Source organism: Idiomarina piscisalsi, from assembly GCF_002211765.1.
GTDB lineage: Bacteria > Pseudomonadota > Gammaproteobacteria > Enterobacterales > Alteromonadaceae > Idiomarina > Idiomarina piscisalsi_A.
Window position 1 is genome coordinate 1,717,360 of sequence record NZ_CP022133.1, and the last position, 20,965, is coordinate 1,738,324.

Annotated in this window: 16 protein-coding genes and 4 tRNA genes; 7 read left to right on the forward strand and 13 right to left on the reverse strand. The window is 47.5% G+C overall.

All coding sequences use genetic code 11. From position 1 onward, the window contains the following. Nucleotides 1-43: 43 nt before the first annotated feature. Genes CEW91_RS08350 through CEW91_RS08375 form a run of 6 tightly spaced genes read left to right on the forward strand, consistent with a single transcriptional unit; the run spans nt 44 to nt 6,967 of the window. A complete protein-coding gene (locus tag CEW91_RS08350) occupies nt 44-1,000 on the forward strand; it encodes an AAA family ATPase (RefSeq protein ID WP_058579430.1) in 957 nt (318 codons plus the stop codon). Continuing rightward, entirely contained in the window at nt 1,000-1,959 is a 960-nt protein-coding gene (locus CEW91_RS08355) for a DUF58 domain-containing protein (protein WP_088768539.1), read from the forward strand. The genes CEW91_RS08350 and CEW91_RS08355 overlap by 1 nt, the downstream gene beginning before the upstream one ends. Then, nucleotides 1,956-2,441 carry a DUF4381 domain-containing protein gene (locus tag CEW91_RS08360; protein WP_088768540.1) on the forward strand — a complete coding sequence of 162 codons (486 nt, stop codon included), beginning with the start codon at nt 1,956-1,958 and terminating at the stop codon, nt 2,439-2,441. The genes CEW91_RS08355 and CEW91_RS08360 overlap by 4 nt, the downstream gene beginning before the upstream one ends. Beyond that, nucleotides 2,434-3,417, forward strand: a complete 984-nt coding sequence (locus CEW91_RS08365) for a vWA domain-containing protein (RefSeq protein WP_088768541.1) — start codon at nt 2,434-2,436, stop codon at nt 3,415-3,417. The genes CEW91_RS08360 and CEW91_RS08365 overlap by 8 nt, the downstream gene beginning before the upstream one ends. Then, complete coding sequence (locus CEW91_RS08370; protein ID WP_088768542.1) at nt 3,414-5,258, forward strand: vWA domain-containing protein; 1,845 nt, start codon at nt 3,414-3,416, stop codon at nt 5,256-5,258. The genes CEW91_RS08365 and CEW91_RS08370 overlap by 4 nt, the downstream gene beginning before the upstream one ends. After that, nucleotides 5,252-6,967, forward strand: a complete 1,716-nt coding sequence (locus tag CEW91_RS08375) for a BatD family protein (protein WP_088768543.1) — start codon at nt 5,252-5,254, stop codon at nt 6,965-6,967. The genes CEW91_RS08370 and CEW91_RS08375 overlap by 7 nt, the downstream gene beginning before the upstream one ends. 57 nt (nt 6,968-7,024) lie before the next feature. On the opposite strand, the gene CEW91_RS08380 is transcribed toward CEW91_RS08375, so the two are convergent. From CEW91_RS08380 to CEW91_RS08430, 11 genes are all read right to left on the reverse strand, one after another. Beyond that, nucleotides 7,025-8,893, reverse strand: a complete 1,869-nt coding sequence (locus CEW91_RS08380; RefSeq protein ID WP_088768544.1) for a SurA N-terminal domain-containing protein — start codon at nt 8,891-8,893, stop codon at nt 7,025-7,027. Between the two features lie 146 nt (nt 8,894-9,039). Beyond that, nucleotides 9,040-9,312, reverse strand: a complete 273-nt coding sequence (gene hupB / locus CEW91_RS08385) for a nucleoid-associated protein HU-beta (protein ID WP_011234253.1) — start codon at nt 9,310-9,312, stop codon at nt 9,040-9,042. A 303-nt stretch (nt 9,313-9,615) separates the two neighbouring features. Further along, a complete protein-coding gene (gene lon / locus CEW91_RS08390) occupies nt 9,616-11,940 on the reverse strand; it encodes an endopeptidase La (RefSeq protein WP_088768545.1) in 2,325 nt (774 codons plus the stop codon). A gap of 121 nt (nt 11,941-12,061) precedes the next feature. After that, entirely contained in the window at nt 12,062-13,339 is a 1,278-nt protein-coding gene (clpX, locus tag CEW91_RS08395) for an ATP-dependent protease ATP-binding subunit ClpX (protein WP_088768546.1), read from the reverse strand. Between the two features lie 25 nt (nt 13,340-13,364). Then, nucleotides 13,365-13,985 (reverse strand): ATP-dependent Clp endopeptidase proteolytic subunit ClpP, encoded by a 621-nt coding sequence (gene clpP, locus CEW91_RS08400; RefSeq protein ID WP_088768547.1) that lies wholly within the window; start codon nt 13,983-13,985, stop codon nt 13,365-13,367. A gap of 96 nt (nt 13,986-14,081) precedes the next feature. Further along, a complete protein-coding gene (gene tig / locus CEW91_RS08405; RefSeq protein ID WP_088768548.1) occupies nt 14,082-15,383 on the reverse strand; it encodes a trigger factor in 1,302 nt (433 codons plus the stop codon). A gap of 187 nt (nt 15,384-15,570) precedes the next feature. Next, on the reverse strand, nt 15,571-15,795 hold the full coding sequence (locus CEW91_RS08410; protein WP_088768549.1) for a hypothetical protein: 225 nt from the start codon (nt 15,793-15,795) through the stop codon (nt 15,571-15,573). Nucleotides 15,796-15,889: 94 nt separating this feature from the next. Continuing rightward, nucleotides 15,890-15,966 (reverse strand) — tRNA-Pro (locus CEW91_RS08415). Between the two features lie 24 nt (nt 15,967-15,990). Then, a tRNA-His gene (locus CEW91_RS08420) sits at nt 15,991-16,066 on the reverse strand. 27 nt (nt 16,067-16,093) lie between these two features. After that, nucleotides 16,094-16,170, reverse strand: a tRNA-Arg gene (locus CEW91_RS08425). Nucleotides 16,171-16,200: 30 nt separating this feature from the next. After that, a tRNA-Pro gene (locus CEW91_RS08430) sits at nt 16,201-16,277 on the reverse strand. A gap of 237 nt (nt 16,278-16,514) precedes the next feature. Between CEW91_RS08430 and folD the strand changes: the two genes are divergently transcribed. Continuing rightward, the gene (gene folD, locus CEW91_RS08435; protein ID WP_088768550.1) at nt 16,515-17,378 is read left to right on the forward strand and encodes a bifunctional methylenetetrahydrofolate dehydrogenase/methenyltetrahydrofolate cyclohydrolase FolD; all 864 of its coding nucleotides are present in this window, start codon (nt 16,515-16,517) and stop codon (nt 17,376-17,378) included. A gap of 8 nt (nt 17,379-17,386) precedes the next feature. Here the strand turns inward: folD and CEW91_RS08440 are convergent, their stop codons facing one another. Beyond that, the gene (locus CEW91_RS08440) at nt 17,387-18,109 is read right to left on the reverse strand and encodes a TadE family protein (protein WP_088768551.1); all 723 of its coding nucleotides are present in this window, start codon (nt 18,107-18,109) and stop codon (nt 17,387-17,389) included. Between the two features lie 110 nt (nt 18,110-18,219). Then, nucleotides 18,220-20,835, reverse strand: coding sequence for a type I DNA topoisomerase (gene topA, locus CEW91_RS08445; protein WP_088768552.1), 2,616 nt, complete (start codon nt 20,833-20,835; stop codon nt 18,220-18,222). Nucleotides 20,836-20,965: the final 130 nt, after the last annotated feature.

Genomic DNA, 20,965 nt, shown 5'->3' on the forward strand with positions numbered 1-20,965 from the left:
CAGCATAGTCACTTTTCACCGGATTCGACAGCCTGGAGTCAAGATGTCATCGACAGCATTTCAACAATTACAAGACTACCTGAATCAGCAGGTTCTGGGACAACCCGACTTTACCCGTAATTTATTAATCGCGGTATTAGCCGATGGACACTTATTGGTGGAAGGACCGCCAGGCCTTGCCAAAACTCGCGCAGTGCAGAGTTTAGCGAATGGCATTGAGGGCGATTTTCACCGTATTCAGTTTACTCCCGACTTACTACCCGCTGACTTGACCGGTACGGATATTTACCGTCCCGAGACCGGGACTTTTGAGTTCCAACAAGGTCCTTTGTTCCATAACTTGATTTTAGCGGATGAGATTAACCGGGCTCCGGCCAAGGTTCAGTCAGCGTTGCTGGAGGCTATGGCCGAACGCCAAATTACCGTGGGACAACGCAGTTATCCGCTGTCTGACTTATTTATGGTGCTGGCAACACAAAACCCGTTAGAGCAGGAAGGCACCTATCCGCTTCCTGAAGCACAATTAGACCGCTTCTTAATGCATTTAAAGCTGGACTATCCTGACGCAGAAACCGAACAAAAAATTCTCAGACTGACCCGCGGGGAGGCGCTCAACGAGCAAATGCCAGCGCCCAAACCGCTGACGCAGGCAGACTTATTCAATGCTCGTAAAGAAGTGTTGGAAGTGTACCTGGACGACGCCGTAGAGAATTATTTAGTTCAGTTAATTATCGCCACTCGCCAACCTCAGCACTATGACGCCAACCTGGCTTCATGGATTGGTTATGGCGCCAGCCCGCGTGCCACTATTTCATTAGAGCGCTGCGCACGTGCTCAAGCTTGGCTGGCAGGTCGTGACTTTGTCACGCCGGACGACGTTATGTCCATTTGCCATAACGTATTACGCCATCGAATCATACTGAGTTATCAGGCTGAAGCTGACGGCGTCACGCACGATCAAGTTATCGATACAATACTGAAACTGGTGCCAGCGCCGTAATGCCTCAACTGGACGTTTCACAATGGCTAAAACAACTGCATACCGATGGTATTTCACTGGGTATGCAGGAGCTTATGTATTATCGCAGTAAAATTGCCGCTTTTGCTAAGCACAAAAAAAAGCTACCGCGAACAACGGTGTCCGGCCCTTTACTCAGTAAAGTTCGGGGGCGCGGTATGGAGTTTGACGAAGTGAGGCATTATCAGGCCGGCGACGACATTCGTGCTATTGACTGGCGCGTAACAGCCAGAACCGGTAAAGCCCATACCAAGCTGTACCGGGAAGAAAAAGAAAAGCCCGTGTTCATTTGGGTCGATTTGTCATTGTCTCAGTTATTTGGCAGTGAGTTTGTATTTAAGTCGGTCCAGGCTGCGCACCTTGCTGCGGCCATTGCCTGGCAGGCGCAGCACAAAGGTGACCGTGTCGGCGGACTCATTAGCAATGGCTGGCTTCATAATGAGTTTAAACCGGCCGCGCGCCAACAAGGCGTACTACGGCTATTGCACGGTCTTGTTGACGTGAGTAAAGATAGCTTAGCGCGCTGGCAGAAAAAGGGGCCGGCTCCCGCAGAGCCGATGTCCGAATCGTTAAAGCGATTACGTCAACTGGTGAAGCCCGGTAGTATTATTCATGTTATTAGTGATTTTCATAATGCCGACAAAAACATTGTTGATGGGCTGCAAGTGTTATCGAAACATAACATGGTGCGTTGCTACGGTGTTTATGATCCGATGGAAAAAGCGCTTCCTCAAGGACATTCCATTCAGCCTTTAGCTGTGTCTAGTGGTCAACAACAAGTCGATATCGACTTAACCAATAAACGTCAGACAGACACATACGAAAAAGCGGCCCAGAGCCACTGGCAGGCGCTTGAAAAGAGTTTTGCAAACCGGCAGCTGCTGTTTACACCGGTGAGCAGTGCGCAACCGATTGAAGTACAGTGGAGCGATATTTCATGATACAACAAGCATCGCTCAGTCAGCTCAATGACATTGTCCCGCCGGCTGATGCCAGTTGGTGGCCACCGACCTGGTGGAGCCTTGGTGCCGCCTTACTATTCATCGCAATTGTCGCGTCCATTAGTTATTGGTTGGTTCAACGGCGGTTAAGGGCACGGGCTCGCCGTGAAGCCTACAAACAATTACAAACATTAACGCCAGCCACCACTGAGCAAATCACCCGATTACTTAAGCGCGTGGCGCTTGTATATTATCCTCAGCAAACGGTTTCTAACTTACACGGACAAGAGTGGATCGCGTTTTTACTCTCAGGTATGAGCGAAAAGTCGCAGCAACACTTTAACGCGGAATTACAGCAGTACGACATTAATAGCGAGCTATACGGACAAGCAAGTAATGCATTTTGTGAGCTATACAAAGCAGTTGGCTGCCAATGGTTGCAGTTAGACCTGAGTAAAATGCCGGGAGAACACAATGTTTGAGTTTGCCTGGCCCTGGATGTTTCTTTTTTTACCGCTGCCAGCGTTGGTCTGGTGGTTAATACCCACTCGCAAGAACACCCGTTCAGCTATTCGACTCCCCAACTTATATGGGCTGTCCAGTGAGCAGCAAACTCTAAAGAGCCAGTGGCTTTTCTTAACGTTACTAGCCATTGCCTGGGTGTCACTCGTTTCGGCTACTGCTCGTCCACAATGGTTAGGTGAGCCGGTTGCAACCCGCTCTGAAGGCAGGGAGATGATGTTGGCAGTAGACTTGTCGGGCAGCATGGAAATTGCCGATATGGAAATTAACGGCCAGTCGGTCGACCGGTTGTCGATGGTCAAACATGTGCTCAGCGACTTTATTACGCGTCGCGAAGGCGATCGTCTGGGGCTTATCTTATTTGGCGACACCGCCTATTTACAGGCGCCCATGACGTATGACCGACAGACTATTGCACAAATGCTGAATGAATCGGTACTTGGGCTGGTCGGTGAAAGAACCGCCATTGGCGATGCGATAGCCCTCGCGGTTAAACGCTTTCAGCAAGATGAGCAAACCAATCGAGTACTCATTTTGCTCACTGATGGTCAAAACACCGCAGGTAATTTAACTCCGGAGCAAGCTTTAGAGCTGGCTAAAAGTTATGACGTCACTATTTACCCAATTGCCGTTGGCGCAGAAGAAGTGGTCGTTGATAGCTTTTTCGGGCAGCGCCGGGTTAACCCAAGCCGCGATTTAGACATACCTTTAATGCAGAAGTTAGCCAGCGAGACCGGTGGCGAATATTTCCGCGCCAGAAGTACCGAAGAGCTCGAAAATATTTATACATTGCTGGATGAACTGGAGCCCGTGGACGATGACCCTCAGCAGCTTCGCCCCAGAGCCAGTTTGTTTCACTGGCCGCTTTCACTGTGCTTTATTGCTTTAATGGCATTTGCCCTGAATCGCTACAAGCCATGGAGGGTGTCACAATGAGCGACTTTCATTTTATTCGCCCCTGGTGGCTTATTGCATTGCTCCCTGTTGCCCTTATGTACTGGCGACTGCTTAGACAAAATAAACATGAAGCCGGATGGAATCAGTTTCTTCCTGGCCATTTAGCGAAGGTGCTGGTCAACTCCGGAGGCAAAGCATCCAGCTGGCCGATTCACCGACTTGCTTTAATGCTAATTATTGCCAGTGCGGCTCTTGCCGGACCGACTTGGGAAAAGCTGCCACAACCGGTTTATCAGTTAGAATCCGGTCAGGTGGTTATTATGGACATGTCACCGTCACTGTTAGCCGAAGACGTTACACCTAACCGACTGACCCAGTTGCGTTTTAAAGCCATTGATCTGGTGCGCTCCGGTCTTGACGGCGATACGGGCTTAATTGCCTATGCCGACGACGCATTTACCATTAGCCCGTTAACCGCTGACAACCGAAATTTAATCAACTTAATACCCTCATTGTCGCCGGAAATCATGCCGTTGGAAGGGAGTGAGCCCTTACGCGCCCTTAAACTGGCTAACGAGCTTCTCGCGAACGCCGGGTACCCGCAAGGCGACATTTACTGGTTAACAGATGGTATCAGCAGTCGCGACCTACAGCCATTAACGGACTACTTGCGCGATATTGAACACAGAGTCTCAATTTTAGGCGTGGGAACAGAAGACGGAGCTCCCGTGCGAAACGCAAATGGCAGTTTGGTCAAAGAAAATGGCCGAGTCGTCATAGCGAAACTGTTTCCGGGTCGGTTAAGTGACTTAGCACAAATAACCAACGGTGTTTTTGTTCAGGCGACATCAACCAACGATGACATCGAAGCGCTCACCGCATTGCCACCACTCAGCCGTGAAGGTAAAGACAACGAGCAGCAACAGCGGGGAGACGCCTGGAAAGATATGGGCCCTTATCTCGCCCTTTTCATTCTGCCTTTATTACTGGCGAGCTGGCGTCGAGGTACCCTTTTGACGCCACTCATACTGACATTCATCATACCAATGTCGTTATCCACCCCGAAGGCCTATGCTCAGGAGACTAAGCCGAATAACTCTGAGGGTGCGCTAAGTTCGCTATTTTTAAACAACGAACAGCGTGCCCAACAGCTTTATCAGAACGAACAGTTTGAGCGCGCATCGGAGCTCAGCTCTGACCCGCTTCGAAAAGGTGCTGCACTTTACAAACAAGGCCAGTATGCCGAAGCGGCTGATTCTTTTGCCCAAAGCAACTCGGCCGAAGCTCATTATAACCGGGGTAATGCGCTGGCGCAGCAGCAGCAATTCGAGCAGGCGTCAGAAGCTTACCAACAAGCTTTAGAGCAACGCCCGAACTGGCAACAAGCCAAAGAAAATTTGGATGTAGTGAAAAAGCTACAAGAAAAGCAGCAACAAGAGCAGTCTGGTGAATCTGGCGATGAAAACTCAGAGTCAGATAAAAATTCTGAGCAGTCGAATGATAATCAGGGTAATAACCAAAACAACAACCAAGGCCAAAACCAGCAAGGCGACAACTCAGATTCCCAATCGCAGCCCCAAAATAGAGACGCTCAACAACAGCAGGGGCAAAACCCGAAAGAACAAGAGCCGCAGGACGACGCTGAGCGCAAAAAAGCGAAAGAGCAAAGAGAAGACAGTGCTGATGGTCAAGCAGAGCAACAAAACGCTCAATTTAAAGAGGGAGAGATTGATCCTGAAAAAGCACGTCAACTAGAGCAATGGATGAACCGTGTACCGGATGATCCCAGCATACTGCTAAGAAATAAGATGTTATTGGAAAGCCAGCGCCGCAACCAGCGTAGAGCTTCTCAGCCACAAGGAGAGAAGAAAAAATGGTAAGAGCCGTAAACTTGCTCGTTGTTTTACTAATGTTAATCAGTGGCCTCGCAAACGCTGATGTAACCGAGGTAACAGCAACGGTCGACAGAAACCCAGTGACCGCAAACGAGTCTTTTGTGCTGACAGTCACGGTTAACGATGACGTATCGAATAACACATTTGAGGCGTCAAAACTGCTCGAGGACTTTGTTGTCGGCCGCACTTCTGTCAGCCGCCAGACCTCTATGGTAAATGGCAACCTCAGCAAGCAAACACGCTTTACCACGGTACTGATTCCACAGTCTCCCGGCGAGTACACCATTCCGGAAATTACTATTAAAGGAGTGTCGTCTAAACCAATTAATTTGCGTGTGCTTGAACAGGGAAGCGACAGCAACACTGAGCAGAGAATTGCCTTTATTGAAGCGCAAATTGATTCAACCAATGTCTATTTTCAACAGCCAATTACCTATGTTGCCCGCCTGTTTCTGGCAGCCGACTTAAATAAAGGTAATCTGGTGCCACCTCAGGTCGACAATGCCGATGTGCAACAGATAGGCCGTGACGAAGAAAGCACACAAATGGTCAACGGTCGCCGTTATAAGGTTTACCAACGCGTTTACCAAATAACGCCTAACAAATCAGGCTCTATCACCATACCCGGCGCTCGTTTTGACGGTGAGGTTTTCACACAGGGGCAGCGCTCAATCTTTTCCTCTTTTTCAAACACCCAACCAGTGAGCGCAATAGCCGAAGGCATTGACGTTAATGTGCAACCGGTGCCGGACTCATGGACCGGACACTGGTTACCCAGCGAGTTGGTCAGCTTATCAGCATCAATAAGCCCAGAGCAGGAGGAGTACAAAGCTGGAGAGCCTATTACCTTGTCTTATATGCTGACGGCAGTGGGAGTGAAACCTGAGCAACTACCAGAAATAGCACCGGATTTTCCGAGCAGCTTCAGAGTCTACCCAGACAACGATGAAACCGACAGTTTCACTCGAAATGGTGTGGTGATTTCTCAAAAAACCGTCAGTTTTGCGCTTGTACCAGAGCAAGCAGGTAATTTAACAATTCCTGAGTTTGAGCTGCCTTGGTTTAATACCAAAACCGAGCAACGAACCTTGGCTAAAACGGAGAGTATGACCTTACCCGTGATCATGCCTGCGGGCATGACGCAAAGTGATATCACTGAGGCTGCGCCGACTGACAGCAGGCCAGACTCTGAAAGTATTGAAACTACGAACACCTCTGAGAGACCGAACAGCAATACGGTTGCGCCTAAACCGTTGGTTCCGATTTGGGTCATCGGGGCCTTAGCGGTCGGATTAGCCATTTCGTTGCTGCTTAACCTGTACCTGCTGATTAAGCGCAATAGTGTTAAACGCCAGGAGAAAACCGTTAAGCCTGAAAGTGCAGATAATTTAAACCGCAGTAAATCATGGCAAGACTTTCAGAAAGCCTGCAAAAACAACGATGCTAAAGCAGCACAAGAGAGCCTTATTAATTGGGCTCATACGCATTTGGACGGTTCTTTTAAGAGCCTTGCGGACATTGCTAAATATCTGAATATTGAGGACGAAATAACGCCACTGCAGGCGTCCCTATACAATGTTGGTGGCTCTCAATGGACAGAAGGTAAAGTGCTTTATCAGAAAGTCAGAAAGCAAGTAGACAATTTGAACGTAAAAAGACAACACTCAAACTTGCCACAACTCTACCCATCTTAAGAACTAAAAAAGCCCGGCTAAAGCCGGGCTCTTAACTTCCAACTACTCTGTAGTGACTTACTGAAGACGCATTCTGCGAATTTCGGCATCCGCTTTTAACGTATCAATAAATGACTGAAGCATTACCTGAGCCTTACGGTTTTGTAATTGCTCTTTTAAACCATCCATTTGAGCTTCATCTGGGTTACCGGCTGTTACTGAGGTTAATGCAACGATTGCAGCATCCCCGTTAGGTAATGTTACGGCTTCATAAGTAGGCTCGCCATTTGCTTTAGGTGTCAGCCTAAACAGCTCCTGCACTAAAGTGCTTGAGTACTCACGGCTATTCCGTTGGATGCTATCCACTAAAGTGACCTCTCCACCCGGCTCTGTACCCGCTCGCCATTGTTCAGCGGTTGCCTGTGCCTGTTGCAAAGCAAGCTGCTGAGCCTTTTTTACGCGCAATTGCTCGACAATTTGATCACGAACTTCAGCCATATCTTTCACACGCTCTGGCTGGTGCTCAGTCACACGGACAACCAATGAACGATCATCCGTTGTTTCTATAATTTCACTGTTCAACTTCTCTTCAATGAGCTGTTCAGAGAAAATATTGTTCAGCACGACATCGTCACTCAGCGTTGTCGGAGCACGGTTTCGTGTAAATAAGTCTGTGCGCTTCACTTCAACACCCAGCTCTTCAGCGGCAGGTTCTAGCGTGTCTGGCTGCTCGAACGAAATCTCCGCCAGCTTTTGCTGCAGCTCGAAATAGCGATCTTCCGCTTGCTGAGCCAATAACTGCTGTTTCACTTCGTCTTTGACTTCATCGAAAGGCGTCACAGATCCAGGTCGTAAGTCTGTCAGCTTAATAATGTGATAACCGAAGCTGGTCTCAACAACACCAGAAGTATCTCCTACGTTCTCAAGCGCAAAGGCTGCATCGTCAAAGTCTTCATCCATTACGCCTTTCTCTATCCAGTCAAGGTCACCGCCTTGTTCAGCAGAGAACGTATCATCTGAATAGGACTGAGCAACGTCAGCAAAATCAGCACCATTTTGTAGTTCCTGAAGCGCCTCTTCCGCTTTCTGCTGCGCATTTTCAGTGTCATGCTCAATCAAAATGTGAGAAACACGGCGTTCTTCTTCTGTCGTATACTGTTGTTGGCGCTGTTCATAATATTCGCGCACTTCTTCTTCAGTAATATCAACCGACTGCTCAATGTCGGCTAGCGACAGTTCAACATAAGCAACACTAAGCTGTTCTTCGGTGCGGAACATATCCTGATTTTGCTGATAGAAAGTGTCGACATCAGCGTCAGTAATTTCCACTGCATCAGCAAAGTCTTCGTTGTTAAGTACCAGAAAGCCACCTGAGCGTGTTTGGCTTTGCAAACGCATAAACGCCAAAGCTTCCGGCGTTAGGACGAATTCGCTGCCGGCAAGCCCGCGCAATAACTGATTGCGAGTCATGTCCTGTTGCATTAGGTTGGCAAAAGATTCCGGCGTATACCCCGCATTTCGCAGTGACATTAAATAAATGTCATTATCGAACTGCCCGGCTGTACGGAACTGAGGAATATCGCGAATAGCTGCTTTGACTTGGTCTGGGCCAACACGCATTCCCTGAGACTCAGCATATTGTCTCAGTAGTTCCTGATCAATGAGTTGTTCCAACACACCACTTCTTACGTTTTTCATGTAGTTGGGGTCTGAAGTGATGGCAGAAAACATATCGCCGAACTGCTCTTGTAAGCGGCTACGCTCGTTTTCATACGCTCTGTCATAAGCACTTTGAGGAATTTCTTCCCCGTTAACTTCTGCTACAGCGTCTTCTGTGCCGCTGGTGATATAGCCACCAACACCTGCTAGAGCAAAAGTTAGAATGATTAATACCAGAATGGCTTTAGCAGTAAAGCTCTGCGAACCTTCCCGAATCCTCTCTAACATAATAAGGCTTTCCTAATTTACCGGTAAAACGACGAGACATTATAAGTAGATTCGTCGCAAAACTCACCCTTCAGATAAAAAATAACCCGAGGTTTTAAACCCCGGGTTACTATTTAATTCAATAAAAAAGCGCTAACGCGCGTTTCTTAGTTTACTGCGTCTTTCAGTGCTTTACCTGCTTTGAAAGAAGGTACTTTAGCTGCAGCGATCTGAATGGTCTCACCAGTTTGTGGGTTACGACCAGTGCGAGCAGAACGCTCACGTACACTAAATGTACCGAAGCCAACTAATGCGACTTGGTCATCTTTTTTCAGAGCATCAGTTACTGCATCGATCATTGAGTCCAGAGCACGACCAGCAGCAGCCTTAGAAATATCTGCACCTGCCGCGATTTTGTCAATAAGCTGAGACTTGTTCACAGTATCATCCCCTTAGATTGTTATTATCAAGTTTCCGTGGTTCCATTCGGTTTTAAATGGGCCGACAACGTTTATATCAAGGTTGATATTATTGTTCAAGCACGTTTATTACCGAACGTATTTCTTTCCCAGCTCCTCTGAGAGTCCCCTCAGAAGTAGCTATGAACCTTAGGCTACCACAGTCTTACAGATTGAAAACCCTTTTTACGCACTTTTTAACGAAAAAATGCGGGCTGAGGGCTAAATTCGCACCTGCAGACCGCATTCTACCGTCCAAATATGACTTTAGTATTACCGCTAAGGTTAATCCTTCACCAACGCCACATCGAGCACTTCGTCTATCCACTTCACCGGCTGGATAACCAGGTCTTCCTTGACGTTGTCGGCGATTTCTTTCAAATCGCGCTCGTTATCTTTTGGTATTAAAACGTGTTTAATACCGCCACGGTGCGCTGCCAGGAGTTTTTCTTTTAAGCCCCCAATAGCCAACACTTCACCACGCAAGGTAATCTCACCGGTCATAGCCACATCAGAACGCACTGGCTTGCCAGTAAGCGACGACACCATAGCGGTCACCATCGCAATACCGGCGCTTGGTCCATCTTTTGGTGTTGCGCCTTCCGGTACGTGAATGTGAATATCACGTTTTTCGTGAAAGTCTTCGGCAATGCCCAGCTTATCTGCACGGCTACGAACAACCGTCAAAGCCGTTTGAATGGACTCCTGCATAACATCGCCCAATGAGCCGGTGCTGGTGGTTTTTCCTTTACCGGCGACATTGGTTGCCTCTATGGTCAGCAAGTCGCCACCCACTTCCGTCCAGGCGAGTCCTGTGACTTGACCCACTTGGTTGGCTTCTTCTGCTTTACCATAATCAAATCGCTGCACACCCAAGTAATCACTTAGATTATCGCCATTAATTTCGACGTGCATTATTGATTTATCAAGCAGGATCGTTTTTACCGCTTTACGGCAAAGACGTGACAATTCACGCTCAAGGTTACGAACACCGGCTTCACGCGTGTAATAACGGATGATCCCAATAATTGCGCTATCATCAACGGTAATTTCTTTTTTCTTAAGGCCGTTACGCTCAATTTGCTTCGGTAGTAAATGGCGCTTAGCAATGTTCAGCTTTTCGTCTTCGGTATAGCCTGATAAGCGAATGACTTCCATACGATCCAGTAACGGCGCAGGAATGTTCATACTGTTTGACGTGGCGACAAACATCACGTCAGACAGGTCATAATCCACTTCGAGGTAATGGTCGTTAAAATTGACGTTTTGCTCTGGATCCAGCACTTCCAACAACGCCGAAGCCGGATCACCGCGCATATCCGCCGACATTTTATCAATTTCGTCCAGTAGAAATAGCGGGTTACGAACCCCTACTTTCGACATTTTCTGAATCAGCTTACCGGGCATTGAGCCAATGTATGTACGACGGTGGCCACGAATTTCCGCTTCGTCACGAACGCCACCTAAGGCCATGCGAACATACTGACGACCCGTTGCTTTCGCTATCGATTGACCCAGCGAGGTTTTACCCACACCCGGCGGACCGACTAAGCACAATATTGCACCCTTAACTTTGGTCGTGCGCTGCTGCACAGCGAGGTATTCAATGATGCGCTCTTTAACCTTTTCCAGACCATAATGATCGGCGTCGAGAATTTTCTCAGCATTCGCCAAATCTTTCTTAATACGCGAACGTTTTTTCCATGGCACTGACACCATCCAGTCAATATAGCCTCGCACAACGGTCGCTTCAGCCGACATGGGTGACATCATTTTTAGCTTCTGCAGCTCGGCTTCGGTTTTCTTTTTCGCCTCCGCCGGCATTTGCGCATCGTCTATTTTTTTCTGCAGCTGCTCAAATTCATCAACGCCGTCTTCGCTCTCACCGAGCTCTTTTTGAATGGCTTTCATTTGCTCATTCAAATAATACTCGCGCTGACTCTTCTCCATCTGCTTTTTCACACGACTGCGAATGCGCTTTTCAACCTGGAGAATATCAATTTCGCCTTCCATCAGCGCCATCAGGTGCTCAATGCGTTCACGCACGTCGGTAATTTCAAGCACGGCTTGCTTTTCTGCCAGTTTCAGTGGCATATGCGCAGCCATGGTATCAGCCAGACGATCCAAATCTTCAATGCCGGACAACGAGGTCAGCACTTCCGGTGGAATTTTCTTGTTGAGTTTGACGTATCCTTCAAACTGATTCAGTGCAGAACGAATCAGCACCTCTTCTTCTTTCTCGGACAGAGCTTCAGCAGCAAGGTAATGAATATTCGCTTCAAAGTACTCTTCACTGTCTTTTAATTCATCTAACTGAGCGCGTTGCTTGCCTTCAACCAGTACTTTTACGGTACCGTCAGGCAGCTTCAACAGCTGCAAAATCGTTGCAACCGTGCCAACTTGGTAAATATCGTCTTTTTCCGGCTCATCTATTGATGCGTCTTTTTGCGCAGCCAAAAAAACCTGCTTGTCTGCATCCATGGCAGCTTGTAAACAGCGAATTGACTTTTCCCTGCCTACAAACAGTGGAATTACCATATGCGGGTAAACCACTACATCGCGCAACGGCAGAACTGGCATCGTTAATTGTTCGGTGCGTTCTTCGCTCATTAATCTTTTCTCCCGACCTTGGTTTACTCTGTTATATGCGGTCTTTCGGCTAAAGTTCAATCCTTAACAGAAAAAAAGGGCCAAATGGCCCTTTTGTTGATTACTTTTAATGCAATTTAAGCTACTCGCCCGAGGCTTGCTTATCCTTCTTCTGATTCGCGTAAATCAGAATAGGGTCAGATTCACCGGCAATAACCGACTCATCGACAACCACTTTGACAACACCTTCAATCGACGGCAACTCGTACATAGTGCTTAGTAAAACGCTTTCAACAATTGAGCGCAAACCACGCGCACCGGTTTTGCGTGCCATCGCCTTCTTGGCAATCGCTCTTAGTGCGTCGTCACGGAATTCTAACTCAACATCTTCCATGTCGAACAAGGCAGCGTATTGCTTCGTTAATGCATTTTTAGGCTCTTTAAGTATTTCAACCAGCGCAGCTTCATCCAACTCATCAAGCGTAGCAACGACAGGCAAACGACCAATAAATTCAGGAATTAAGCCATAGCGAACCAAGTCTTCCGGCTCAACCTGAGCAATAATCTCGCCTTCTTTGCTCTGTTCTTTGCTTTTTACTTCAGCACCAAAACCTATGCCAGTTCCTGTCGACAAGCGTTGCTCAATCACTTTATTTAAGCCCGCAAACGCACCACCACAAATGAACAGAATTTTAGAGGTATCAACCTGCAAAAACTCCTGCTGCGGATGTTTACGCCCACCTTGAGGTGGCACCGATGCGACGGTCCCTTCAATCAGCTTAAGCAGCGCCTGCTGCACACCCTCACCACTGACATCACGAGTAATTGATGGGTTTTCAGACTTGCGTGAAATTTTGTCAATTTCATCGATGTAAACAATACCACGTTCCGCTTTTTCAACGTCGTAGTCACACTTTTGAAGCAACTTCTGAATAATGTTTTCAACATCTTCACCGACATAGCCCGCTTCTGTCAGCGTGGTTGCATCGGCCATGGTAAATGGCACGTCCAAATAACGCGCTAAGGTTTCCGCGAGGAAGGTTTTACCTGAGCCGGTTGGACCTATCAGCAAAATATTACTCTTACCTAACTCAACCTGGTCTTTACCTTTACCCGAATTGCGTAAGCGCTTGTAGTGATTGTACACAGCAACCGACAAGACTTTTTTGGCACGGTCCTGACCAATTACGTAATCGTCCAAATGCTTTCTTATCGCTTTCGGTACCGGTAACTCTTCTTGGTCGGGTACCGGAGCAAGCTGATGAATTTCTTCTTTGAGAATATCGTTACAAAGTTCTACGCATTCATCACAAATAAACACAGACGGCCCAGCAATCAGTTTTTTCACTTCATGCTGACTTTTACCGCAGAATGTGCAGTATAGCGGTTTGTCGTCGTCGCCTTTGGACTTATCCGTCATTCTACTCTCCTACCACAAATACAACTTAGGCTTCTTCGCCGCGTTGACTTAAAATACCGTCAACCAGGCCGTAATCAACCGCTTCTTCGGCTGCCAGGAAGTGGTCACGATCCGTATCTCTTGCCACTTTATCGTAATCTTGCCCGGTGTTCTCAGATAACATACGGTTCAGGCGTTCTTTCAGATCCAAAATTTGCTTCGCATGAATTTCAAAGTCTGATGCTTGCCCCTGGAAACCACCTAACGGTTGGTGAATCATAACGCGAGAATTTGGCAAACAATAACGCTTACCTTTTGCGCCACCGGCAAGCAAAAACGCGCCCATGCTAGCCGCTTGTCCCATGCAAACGGTACTCACATCAGGTTTAATAAAGCGCATGGTGTCGTAAATCGCCATACCTGCTGTCACAACACCACCGGGTGAATTGATATAAAGATAAATATCTTTGTCAGGGTTGTCAGATTCTAAAAATAAAAGCTGAGCCACAATAAGATTAGCCATGTGGTCTTCCACCTGGCCACAACAAAAAATAACGCGTTCTTTTAATAAGCGCGAATAAATATCATAAGAGCGCTCCCCTTTTGATGTCTGTTCGACAACCATAGGGACTAGCTGTGCCATCGGATCCTGAATATCGCTCGACATGTTTTATAAAGCTCCTGAAATAAAAATGGCTCGTATGAGGTCATACGAGCCATTAAACCAAGCTGTGGCGTGCCCCGTCAAGGACTCACGCTGACATTATTGTTGTTTTGGATTCATAATGTCGTCAAAGCTTGCTTTTTTGTCTTTGACTGACGCTTTTTCCAAAACCAAATCGATTGCTTGTTCTTCTAACGCTAAGTTACGAACTTGCTGCATCATGTCGTTATTAGACTTGTAGTACTCAACAACTTCCTGCGGATCTTCATACGCAGACGCCGCCGTCGCAATAATCTCGTCTACTTTTTCGTCATCAGCTTTCAGTTCGTTTGAACGAATAACTTCACCTAGCAATAAGCCAACTTTGACGCGTTCTTTGGCTTGCTCTTCAAACAGTTCAGCCGGAAGCTCAGGCATTTGGTCTGCGTTACCGCCGAAGCGCTGTGCTGCCTGCTTGCGCAGTTGGTCAATTTCTTGATCAATCATTGCTTTTGGCATATCAACTTCGTTGGTTTCAACAAGGCCTTTCAGCACTTGCTCTTTGACCTTAGACTTAACTGCATTTTTCAGTTCGCGTTCCATGTTTTTACGAACTTCTTCTTTCAATGCTTCTACGCCACCTTCTTTCACACCGAACATAGCAACGAACTCGTCGTTCAGTTCAGGCAGTTCACGCTCTTCAACTTTCTTAGCAGTAACGACGAACTGAGCGTCTTTACCTTTTAAGTTTTCTGCGTGGTAGTCTTCCGGGAAGGTGACTTCAATGGTCTTCTCTTCACCTGCTTTTATGCCTTTAATTTGGTCTTCAAAGCCAGGAATCATGCGGCCTTCGCCTAATTCCAAAGCGAAGTCGTCAGCTTTACCGCCTTCGAATTCTTCACCGTCGATTGAACCAACGAAGTCCATAGTGACCTGGTCACCCTTCTTAGACTTACGCTTAACTTCTTTCCAGCTTGCATGTTGTTTTTGCAAGGTTTCAAGCATGTTATCAACGTCTTTGTCAGTCACTTCAACCGCAGGCTTCTCAACTTTCACTTTGTCTAAATCTTTCACTTCAACTTCTGGATACACTTCAAAAGTCGCCGTGAATTCAAGATCTTTACCTGGCTCATTAACTTTAGGTTCAATTGCAGGTGCGCCAGCAGGGTTCAATTTTTCCTGCATTACCGCTTCGAAATATTTGCTCTGCATGACGCTTGACGCTGCGCGTGAGCGCGCTTCGCGACCAAACATTTTTTGTAAAACATTTGGCGGGATTTTGCCCTTACGGAAACCGTTCACACGGCGGTGACGGTATTCTTCTTTCAATAAGCGTTTTACTTCGCTATCAATTGCATCTGCCGGGACAGTGATTGTCACGCGGCGTTCTAAACCTTGAGTTGTCTCTACAGAAACCTGCATTGCTTCATTACCTCGGTTTCAATCAATGAATGTCGCTCGCATCTGTTTATCATTATAAAAATGAGATACGGCAACGGCGTTGACCTTTAAAAATGACGCAGCATTATAGCGAGGTGATAGCTAAGAGTCGAGAGGGTTTTAGTAAAAAACGGGGAGAACGCACGCAGCGGCGCGCGTTCTTATGTAATTACTCTTCTAGTTGCAGAATTAAGTTATTAATTTCGCCCAGTTTGTCCGGCTTGTCAGCGCCCATATTTTCCTGGTCCGCCACTTCCGTTTCATACTCGTCGTAACGCCACTGCTTTAATATCTTAAGTTTCTGCTCTTTACTAAAATCAGTACGGTTCATCACTTCTTCCGGTTCGTGAAAAGAACCCGCTGGATTGCGCATACAGGTTTCAAAATCTGCCATGATCATGCCCTCCAATTGATAGCAACGATACTAATAAGCTTAGCCTTATTGGCGCATTACGCAACTATTGAAGTGTTTGATCATAAAGAAATGATGGTCGGCGAGACTGGATTCGAACCAGCGACCCCTTGGACCCAAACCAAGTGCGCTACCAAACTGCGCTACTCGCCGAACTAATAATGGGGAATAAAGAAATGGGGTGGATGATGGGACTTGAACCCACGACAACCGGAATCACAATCCGGGGCTCTACCAACTGAGCTACACCCACCACTGAGTGATTTTCTTTGGCGCGTTCTGGCGCACCCGGCAGGATTCGAACCTGCGACCGACGGCTTAGAAGGCCGTTGCTCTATCCAGCTGAGCTACGGGCGCACTTCGAACCTTACGCTGCCGTCAAGAGAATGGTCGGCGAGACTGGATTCGAACCAGCGACCCCTTGGACCCAAACCAAGTGCGCTACCAAACTGCGCTACTCGCCGAACTCTCTGAAAGCCCTGTCACAACCAGCGTCTAAATCGTTATTGCTAGCTGACAACGGGGGCGAATATTACCTGCTGATTATGCCAGCGTCAAACTTTTTTTCCGGAATAGCGCTCGACTGGCTACTTTTAAAACAACATGCTGAGTTATCCAACAATCGGTGACATTAACGGTGAAATAACGTTACAATAAACAGCCTATATCGTCTTGAATTCTCTCAGGTTTGGAATCTCGTTATGTCAGCTCAAATTATTGATGGTAAAGCTATCGCCAGTGCCGTACGTCAGTCGGTCAAGCAGCAAGTTCAGGAAAGGCTTGAATCCGGCCTAAGAGCACCCGGTCTGGCCGTTGTGCTTGTTGGTGCAGATCCCGCTTCGGAGGTTTACGTAGGCAACAAACGACGCGCGTGTGAAGAAGTCGGCTTTCGCTCCTTTGCCTACGACTTGCCGGCGACAGCGAGTCAAGAGAAACTTGAAGCATTAATTGACCAACTAAATAACGACGACGAAGTCGACGGCATTTTGGTTCAGTTGCCTCTACCCGCCGGTCTTGACGCAACCCCTATTTTAGAGAGAATTCGCCCTGATAAAGACGTCGACGGTTTCCACCCTTTCAATGTAGGACGTCTGTCGCAACGTATTCCGGCGCTACGTCCATGCACCCCCAAAGGTATTATCACCTTACTTGAGCATACCCAAGTTGATTTGCATGGGCTCAACGCTGTCGTTGTAGGCGCTTCCAACATCGTCGGGCGTCCTATGAGCCTAGAGCTGCTACTGGCAGGTGCAACGACAACGGTTTGTCACCGCTTCACCAATGACTTATCAGAACACGTTAAGCGCGCAGATATTCTGGTTGTTGCCGTAGGTAAGCCTGAGTTTATTCCGGGAGAATGGGTCAAGCCCGGCGCTATTGTGATTGATGTTGGCATGAACCGATTGCCTGATGGCCGTCTAACCGGCGACGTCGAATTTAAGACAGCAGCGGAACGCGCCGGATGGATTACGCCGGTACCTGGCGGTGTCGGCCCTATGACAGTTGCTTCACTAATTGAAAATACACTGCAAGCCTGTGTCGATTATCACGACAAGCGAAAGTAATTCAGTCATTATCTTCGGAAGCCGCTCTGCAATGAGTGCTGAGCGGTATCCGTTAATGCCCATAGTGGATACTCACTCATACCCTCCCTGAGCTTGCAGTAACGAACCGCACTCGAGCCACTTAAAAATTGCTGCGCTGAACTCAACATTTCAGCGACAAGCGGAATTTTTAGCGGCAGACACCAGTCTGTTCGTATCCTTAACACTCTGGCTTCGTGCCATTCTATTGGCGTATTTTCGTCATAACGGGCATGGTAATGATCCACCGCTATTTCGGTAATATCTCGTTCTAAATCATAATCCCAACGTTCTTCGGCATACTCACGAAAGTCTTGTGGTGTTGGAGACAAAATGTCGAGTTGAGCAAAGCGCGAGAAGTGCAGCCGTTGTTTCGCCATAGCTAACGTAGTCGCGTATGCCAGGTTGTCCTGATCAAGCTGAGGTTCTAGGCCCGCCATTCCCGTTACAAGCGTCGTTACCATGGTCTGGTAATGACCATGATTAATAGCCCCAGCCCGAACCGTGTATTGATTAGCGACCATCAGTGTTTGTTGAGACCACCAAATAATAAGCGCCTGAACAATCAAAAAAACAAAACTCACTAGTATCGGCCAAACAACAATGAGCTCAATACTTGCCTGACCGCGAGAGTATTTTTTGAGGGTAAAAAAAGAAAAACCCGCTGCTGAGGAAGCAGCGGGAAGTGCTATGTCTAACTTAGACGATAACATGGGACCTCCGTGTCCAACGTGCGGTGTCTTACCTTTGACACCCGCGCATTATACGGAGCACGTTTACGCCAGGCTATAAGTCAACTGAGTATTGGCTTGTGAGTCTTTTACTACTTAGCGTCAACAGTCCATTTACCGTCACGGTAAAAGGCTTTCCAACCTGTTTGTTTTTTATTCACTTCTGTTACCACGTACTGTTCTTTATTTTTCCGCGAGAATCGGACAATAGCGTCGTTACCGTCCTCGTCTTCCTGTGGGGCGTCAGCCAGGTACAGAAACTTCTTCGGTAGACGATCTTTAAAACGGGCCAGCTCTTTTACCGTAACCGCTCGCGTTTCTCGAGATTTCGGAAACGTATTTGCTGATAAAAAGATACCCGAAGCGCCGTCGCGCAGCACAAAGTAGGCGTCCGAATCCTCACACGGCAATTCCGGTAACGGCACTGGATCCTCTTTTGGTGGCGCAGGCTCACCGTTTCGAAGTAATTTACGTGTGTTCTTGCACTCACTATTGGTACAACCGAAATACTTACCAAAACGCCCGTTTTTCAACTGCATTTCAGAACCGCACTTGTCACACTCAATTGTCGGGCCGTCATAACCTTTAATTCTGAACTTACCCTGCTCGAGCAACTGGCCATCACACGTTGGGTTGTTACCACACACATGCAACTTACGTTTTTCGTCAATTAAATAGCTGTCCATTGCTGTACCGCATTTCGGACAGCGTTTCTTGGCGCGTAAGGCTTCCGTTTCACGCTCGTCTTCGTCGGTAACTTCTATCGCTTCTTCGCCGGGTGTCAGGTTTATTGTCTTAGTACAACGTTCTTTCGGCGGCAGGTTATATCCGGAACAACCAAGGAACACACCAGTTGATGCCGTACGGATGCCCATTTTGCGACCACATTCGGGGCAGTCAATATCGGTCATGACAACGCTGTTTTCACGCATACCACCTTCAGCCGGATCCAACTCCGCTTTTTCAAGGCGCTGTTTGAAGTCATCATAGAAACTGTCCAGTGTCTCTTTCCATTGGCGTTTTCCCGCAGCAATGTCATCAAGCGCCTGTTCCATCTCAGCCGTAAAGTTGTAATTCATTAACTCGGTGAAATTTTCAATCAGCCGATCATTGACGATTTCTCCCATCTTCTCGGCAAAGAAACGACGGCTTTCAACACGCACATAGCCACGATCCTGAATGGTCGAAATAATCGACGCATACGTCGATGGTCGACCAATACCGCGCTTCTCTAGTTCTTTGACCAAGGAAGCTTCACTGTAGCGAGCCGGCGGCTTAGTAAAATGCTGCTCAGGTTCTAACTGTTCAAGTGACAGAGAGTCGCCTTTCTTTAAGTCTGGTAAGTTGGTATCGCCGTCTTTTTTCGACGACGGAGGCATGACTTTCGTCCAGCCCGGAAAACGCATTACTCGACCGCGCGCCTTCAGTTCAAAGTCGCCGGCGGTCGCGATTAAAGTCGTGCTATCGTATTTCGCCGGTGTCATTTGACACGCAACGAACTGGCGCCAAATGAGCTCGTACAGACGCTGTGCGTCCCTATCCATTGACGACAGTGAAGACGCTTTTATTTTTACATCGGATGGGCGTATCGCCTCGTGTGCTTCCTGAGCATTACTTTTTGCGCCATAACGATTCGCCGACTCCGGTAAGTACTTTTTACCGAATTCATTTTCAATGAGATCACGACAGGCGCTAACCGCTTCAGAACTCAAATTCGTTGAGTCGGTACGCATATAAGTGATGTGTCCAGCCTCATAAAGACGCTGTGCAAGCATCATTGTTTTCTTAACACCAAAACTTAAGCGAGTACTAGCCGCCTGTTGCAGAGTCGAGGTAATGAAAGGCGCACTCGGCTTGCTGGAAGTCGGCTTATCTTCACGAGAAGTTATCTCGTAGTCTGCGCCTTTCAGTAAACTTAATGCTTTATTTGTTTCTTCTTCATTGACTGGGCGGAAGTTCTTACCTGACTCTTTCACCACCTGCATGCGAAGCGTGTCGTTCGCCGTGCTGGCCAAGTCCGCATAAACATCCCAGTATTCTTCCGGTACAAACGCTTTAATTTCGCGCTCTCTCTCAACTACCAGGCGTACAGCGACTGACTGTACACGTCCGGCAGACAAACCTCTTGCAACTTTTTTCCACAAGAGTGGCGACACCATAAAACCTACCACACGATCTAAAAAGCGTCGCGTTTGCTGAGCATTAACACGGTCAGTGTTTAACTGAGCAGGATGTTTAAACGCTTCCTGAATGGCGTTTTTGGTAATTTCGTTAAATACCACACGCTTAAAGCGGTCGTCCTCGCCACCAATTAATTCCCGCAGGTGCCAGGCTATTGCCTCCCCTTCGCGGTCCAAATCCGTTGCGAGAATAATTTTATCTGACTTTTTCGCCAGCTGTTTGAGCTCTTTAACGACTTTCTCTTTTCCCTGAAGTACTTCGTAATGAGCTTCCCAGTTGTTTTCAGGATCAATCCCCATACGAGCGATTAAGCGTTTATAGTCACGCTCCTTTTGATACTTCGCTTTAGCTTCAGGCGACATTTTGCGAACTTCTGCTGCCGGCTTACTTTTTACCGTTTCAGTCGCACGTGTTGGCAGATCACGCACGTGACCAACACTGGACTTAACCACAAAGTCCTTACCTAAGTACTTATTAATGGTTTTGGCTTTTGCCGGAGACTCGACAATGACGAGCGATTTAGCCATAGAATAATCGTTCTCTTGTTATAGATGACCGTGTATATACGTGCTAAAGATATAAATTACAAGGGCAATTGTTCTTCAGCGGCCTTTTTTAGGTATATCGGTTATCGTTACGAGAAACAACCATGATTCG

Bases quoted from the DNA above. Each gene is read 5' to 3' on its own strand.
- CEW91_RS08440 (WP_088768551.1), bottom strand. From the start codon at position 18,109: ATGTTATCGTCTAAGTTAGACATAGCACTTCCCGCTGCTTCCTCAGCA.
- clpX (WP_088768546.1), bottom strand. From the start codon at position 13,339: ATGACGGATAAGTCCAAAGGCGACGACGACAAACCGCTATACTGCACA.
- topA (WP_088768552.1), bottom strand. From the start codon at position 20,835: ATGGCTAAATCGCTCGTCATTGTCGAGTCTCCGGCAAAAGCCAAAACC.
- CEW91_RS08365 (WP_088768541.1), top strand. From the start codon at position 2,434: ATGTTTGAGTTTGCCTGGCCCTGGATGTTTCTTTTTTTACCGCTGCCA.
- clpP (WP_088768547.1), bottom strand. From the start codon at position 13,985: ATGTCGAGCGATATTCAGGATCCGATGGCACAGCTAGTCCCTATGGTT.
- CEW91_RS08355 (WP_088768539.1), top strand. From the start codon at position 1,000: ATGCCTCAACTGGACGTTTCACAATGGCTAAAACAACTGCATACCGAT.
- folD (WP_088768550.1), top strand. From the start codon at position 16,515: ATGTCAGCTCAAATTATTGATGGTAAAGCTATCGCCAGTGCCGTACGT.
- CEW91_RS08410 (WP_088768549.1), bottom strand. From the start codon at position 15,795: ATGGCAGATTTTGAAACCTGTATGCGCAATCCAGCGGGTTCTTTTCAC.
- CEW91_RS08380 (WP_088768544.1), bottom strand. From the start codon at position 8,893: ATGTTAGAGAGGATTCGGGAAGGTTCGCAGAGCTTTACTGCTAAAGCC.
- CEW91_RS08370 (WP_088768542.1), top strand. From the start codon at position 3,414: ATGAGCGACTTTCATTTTATTCGCCCCTGGTGGCTTATTGCATTGCTC.
- lon (WP_088768545.1), bottom strand. From the start codon at position 11,940: ATGAGCGAAGAACGCACCGAACAATTAACGATGCCAGTTCTGCCGTTG.
- tig (WP_088768548.1), bottom strand. From the start codon at position 15,383: ATGCAGGTTTCTGTAGAGACAACTCAAGGTTTAGAACGCCGCGTGACA.
- CEW91_RS08360 (WP_088768540.1), top strand. From the start codon at position 1,956: ATGATACAACAAGCATCGCTCAGTCAGCTCAATGACATTGTCCCGCCG.
- CEW91_RS08375 (WP_088768543.1), top strand. From the start codon at position 5,252: ATGGTAAGAGCCGTAAACTTGCTCGTTGTTTTACTAATGTTAATCAGT.
- CEW91_RS08350 (WP_058579430.1), top strand. From the start codon at position 44: ATGTCATCGACAGCATTTCAACAATTACAAGACTACCTGAATCAGCAG.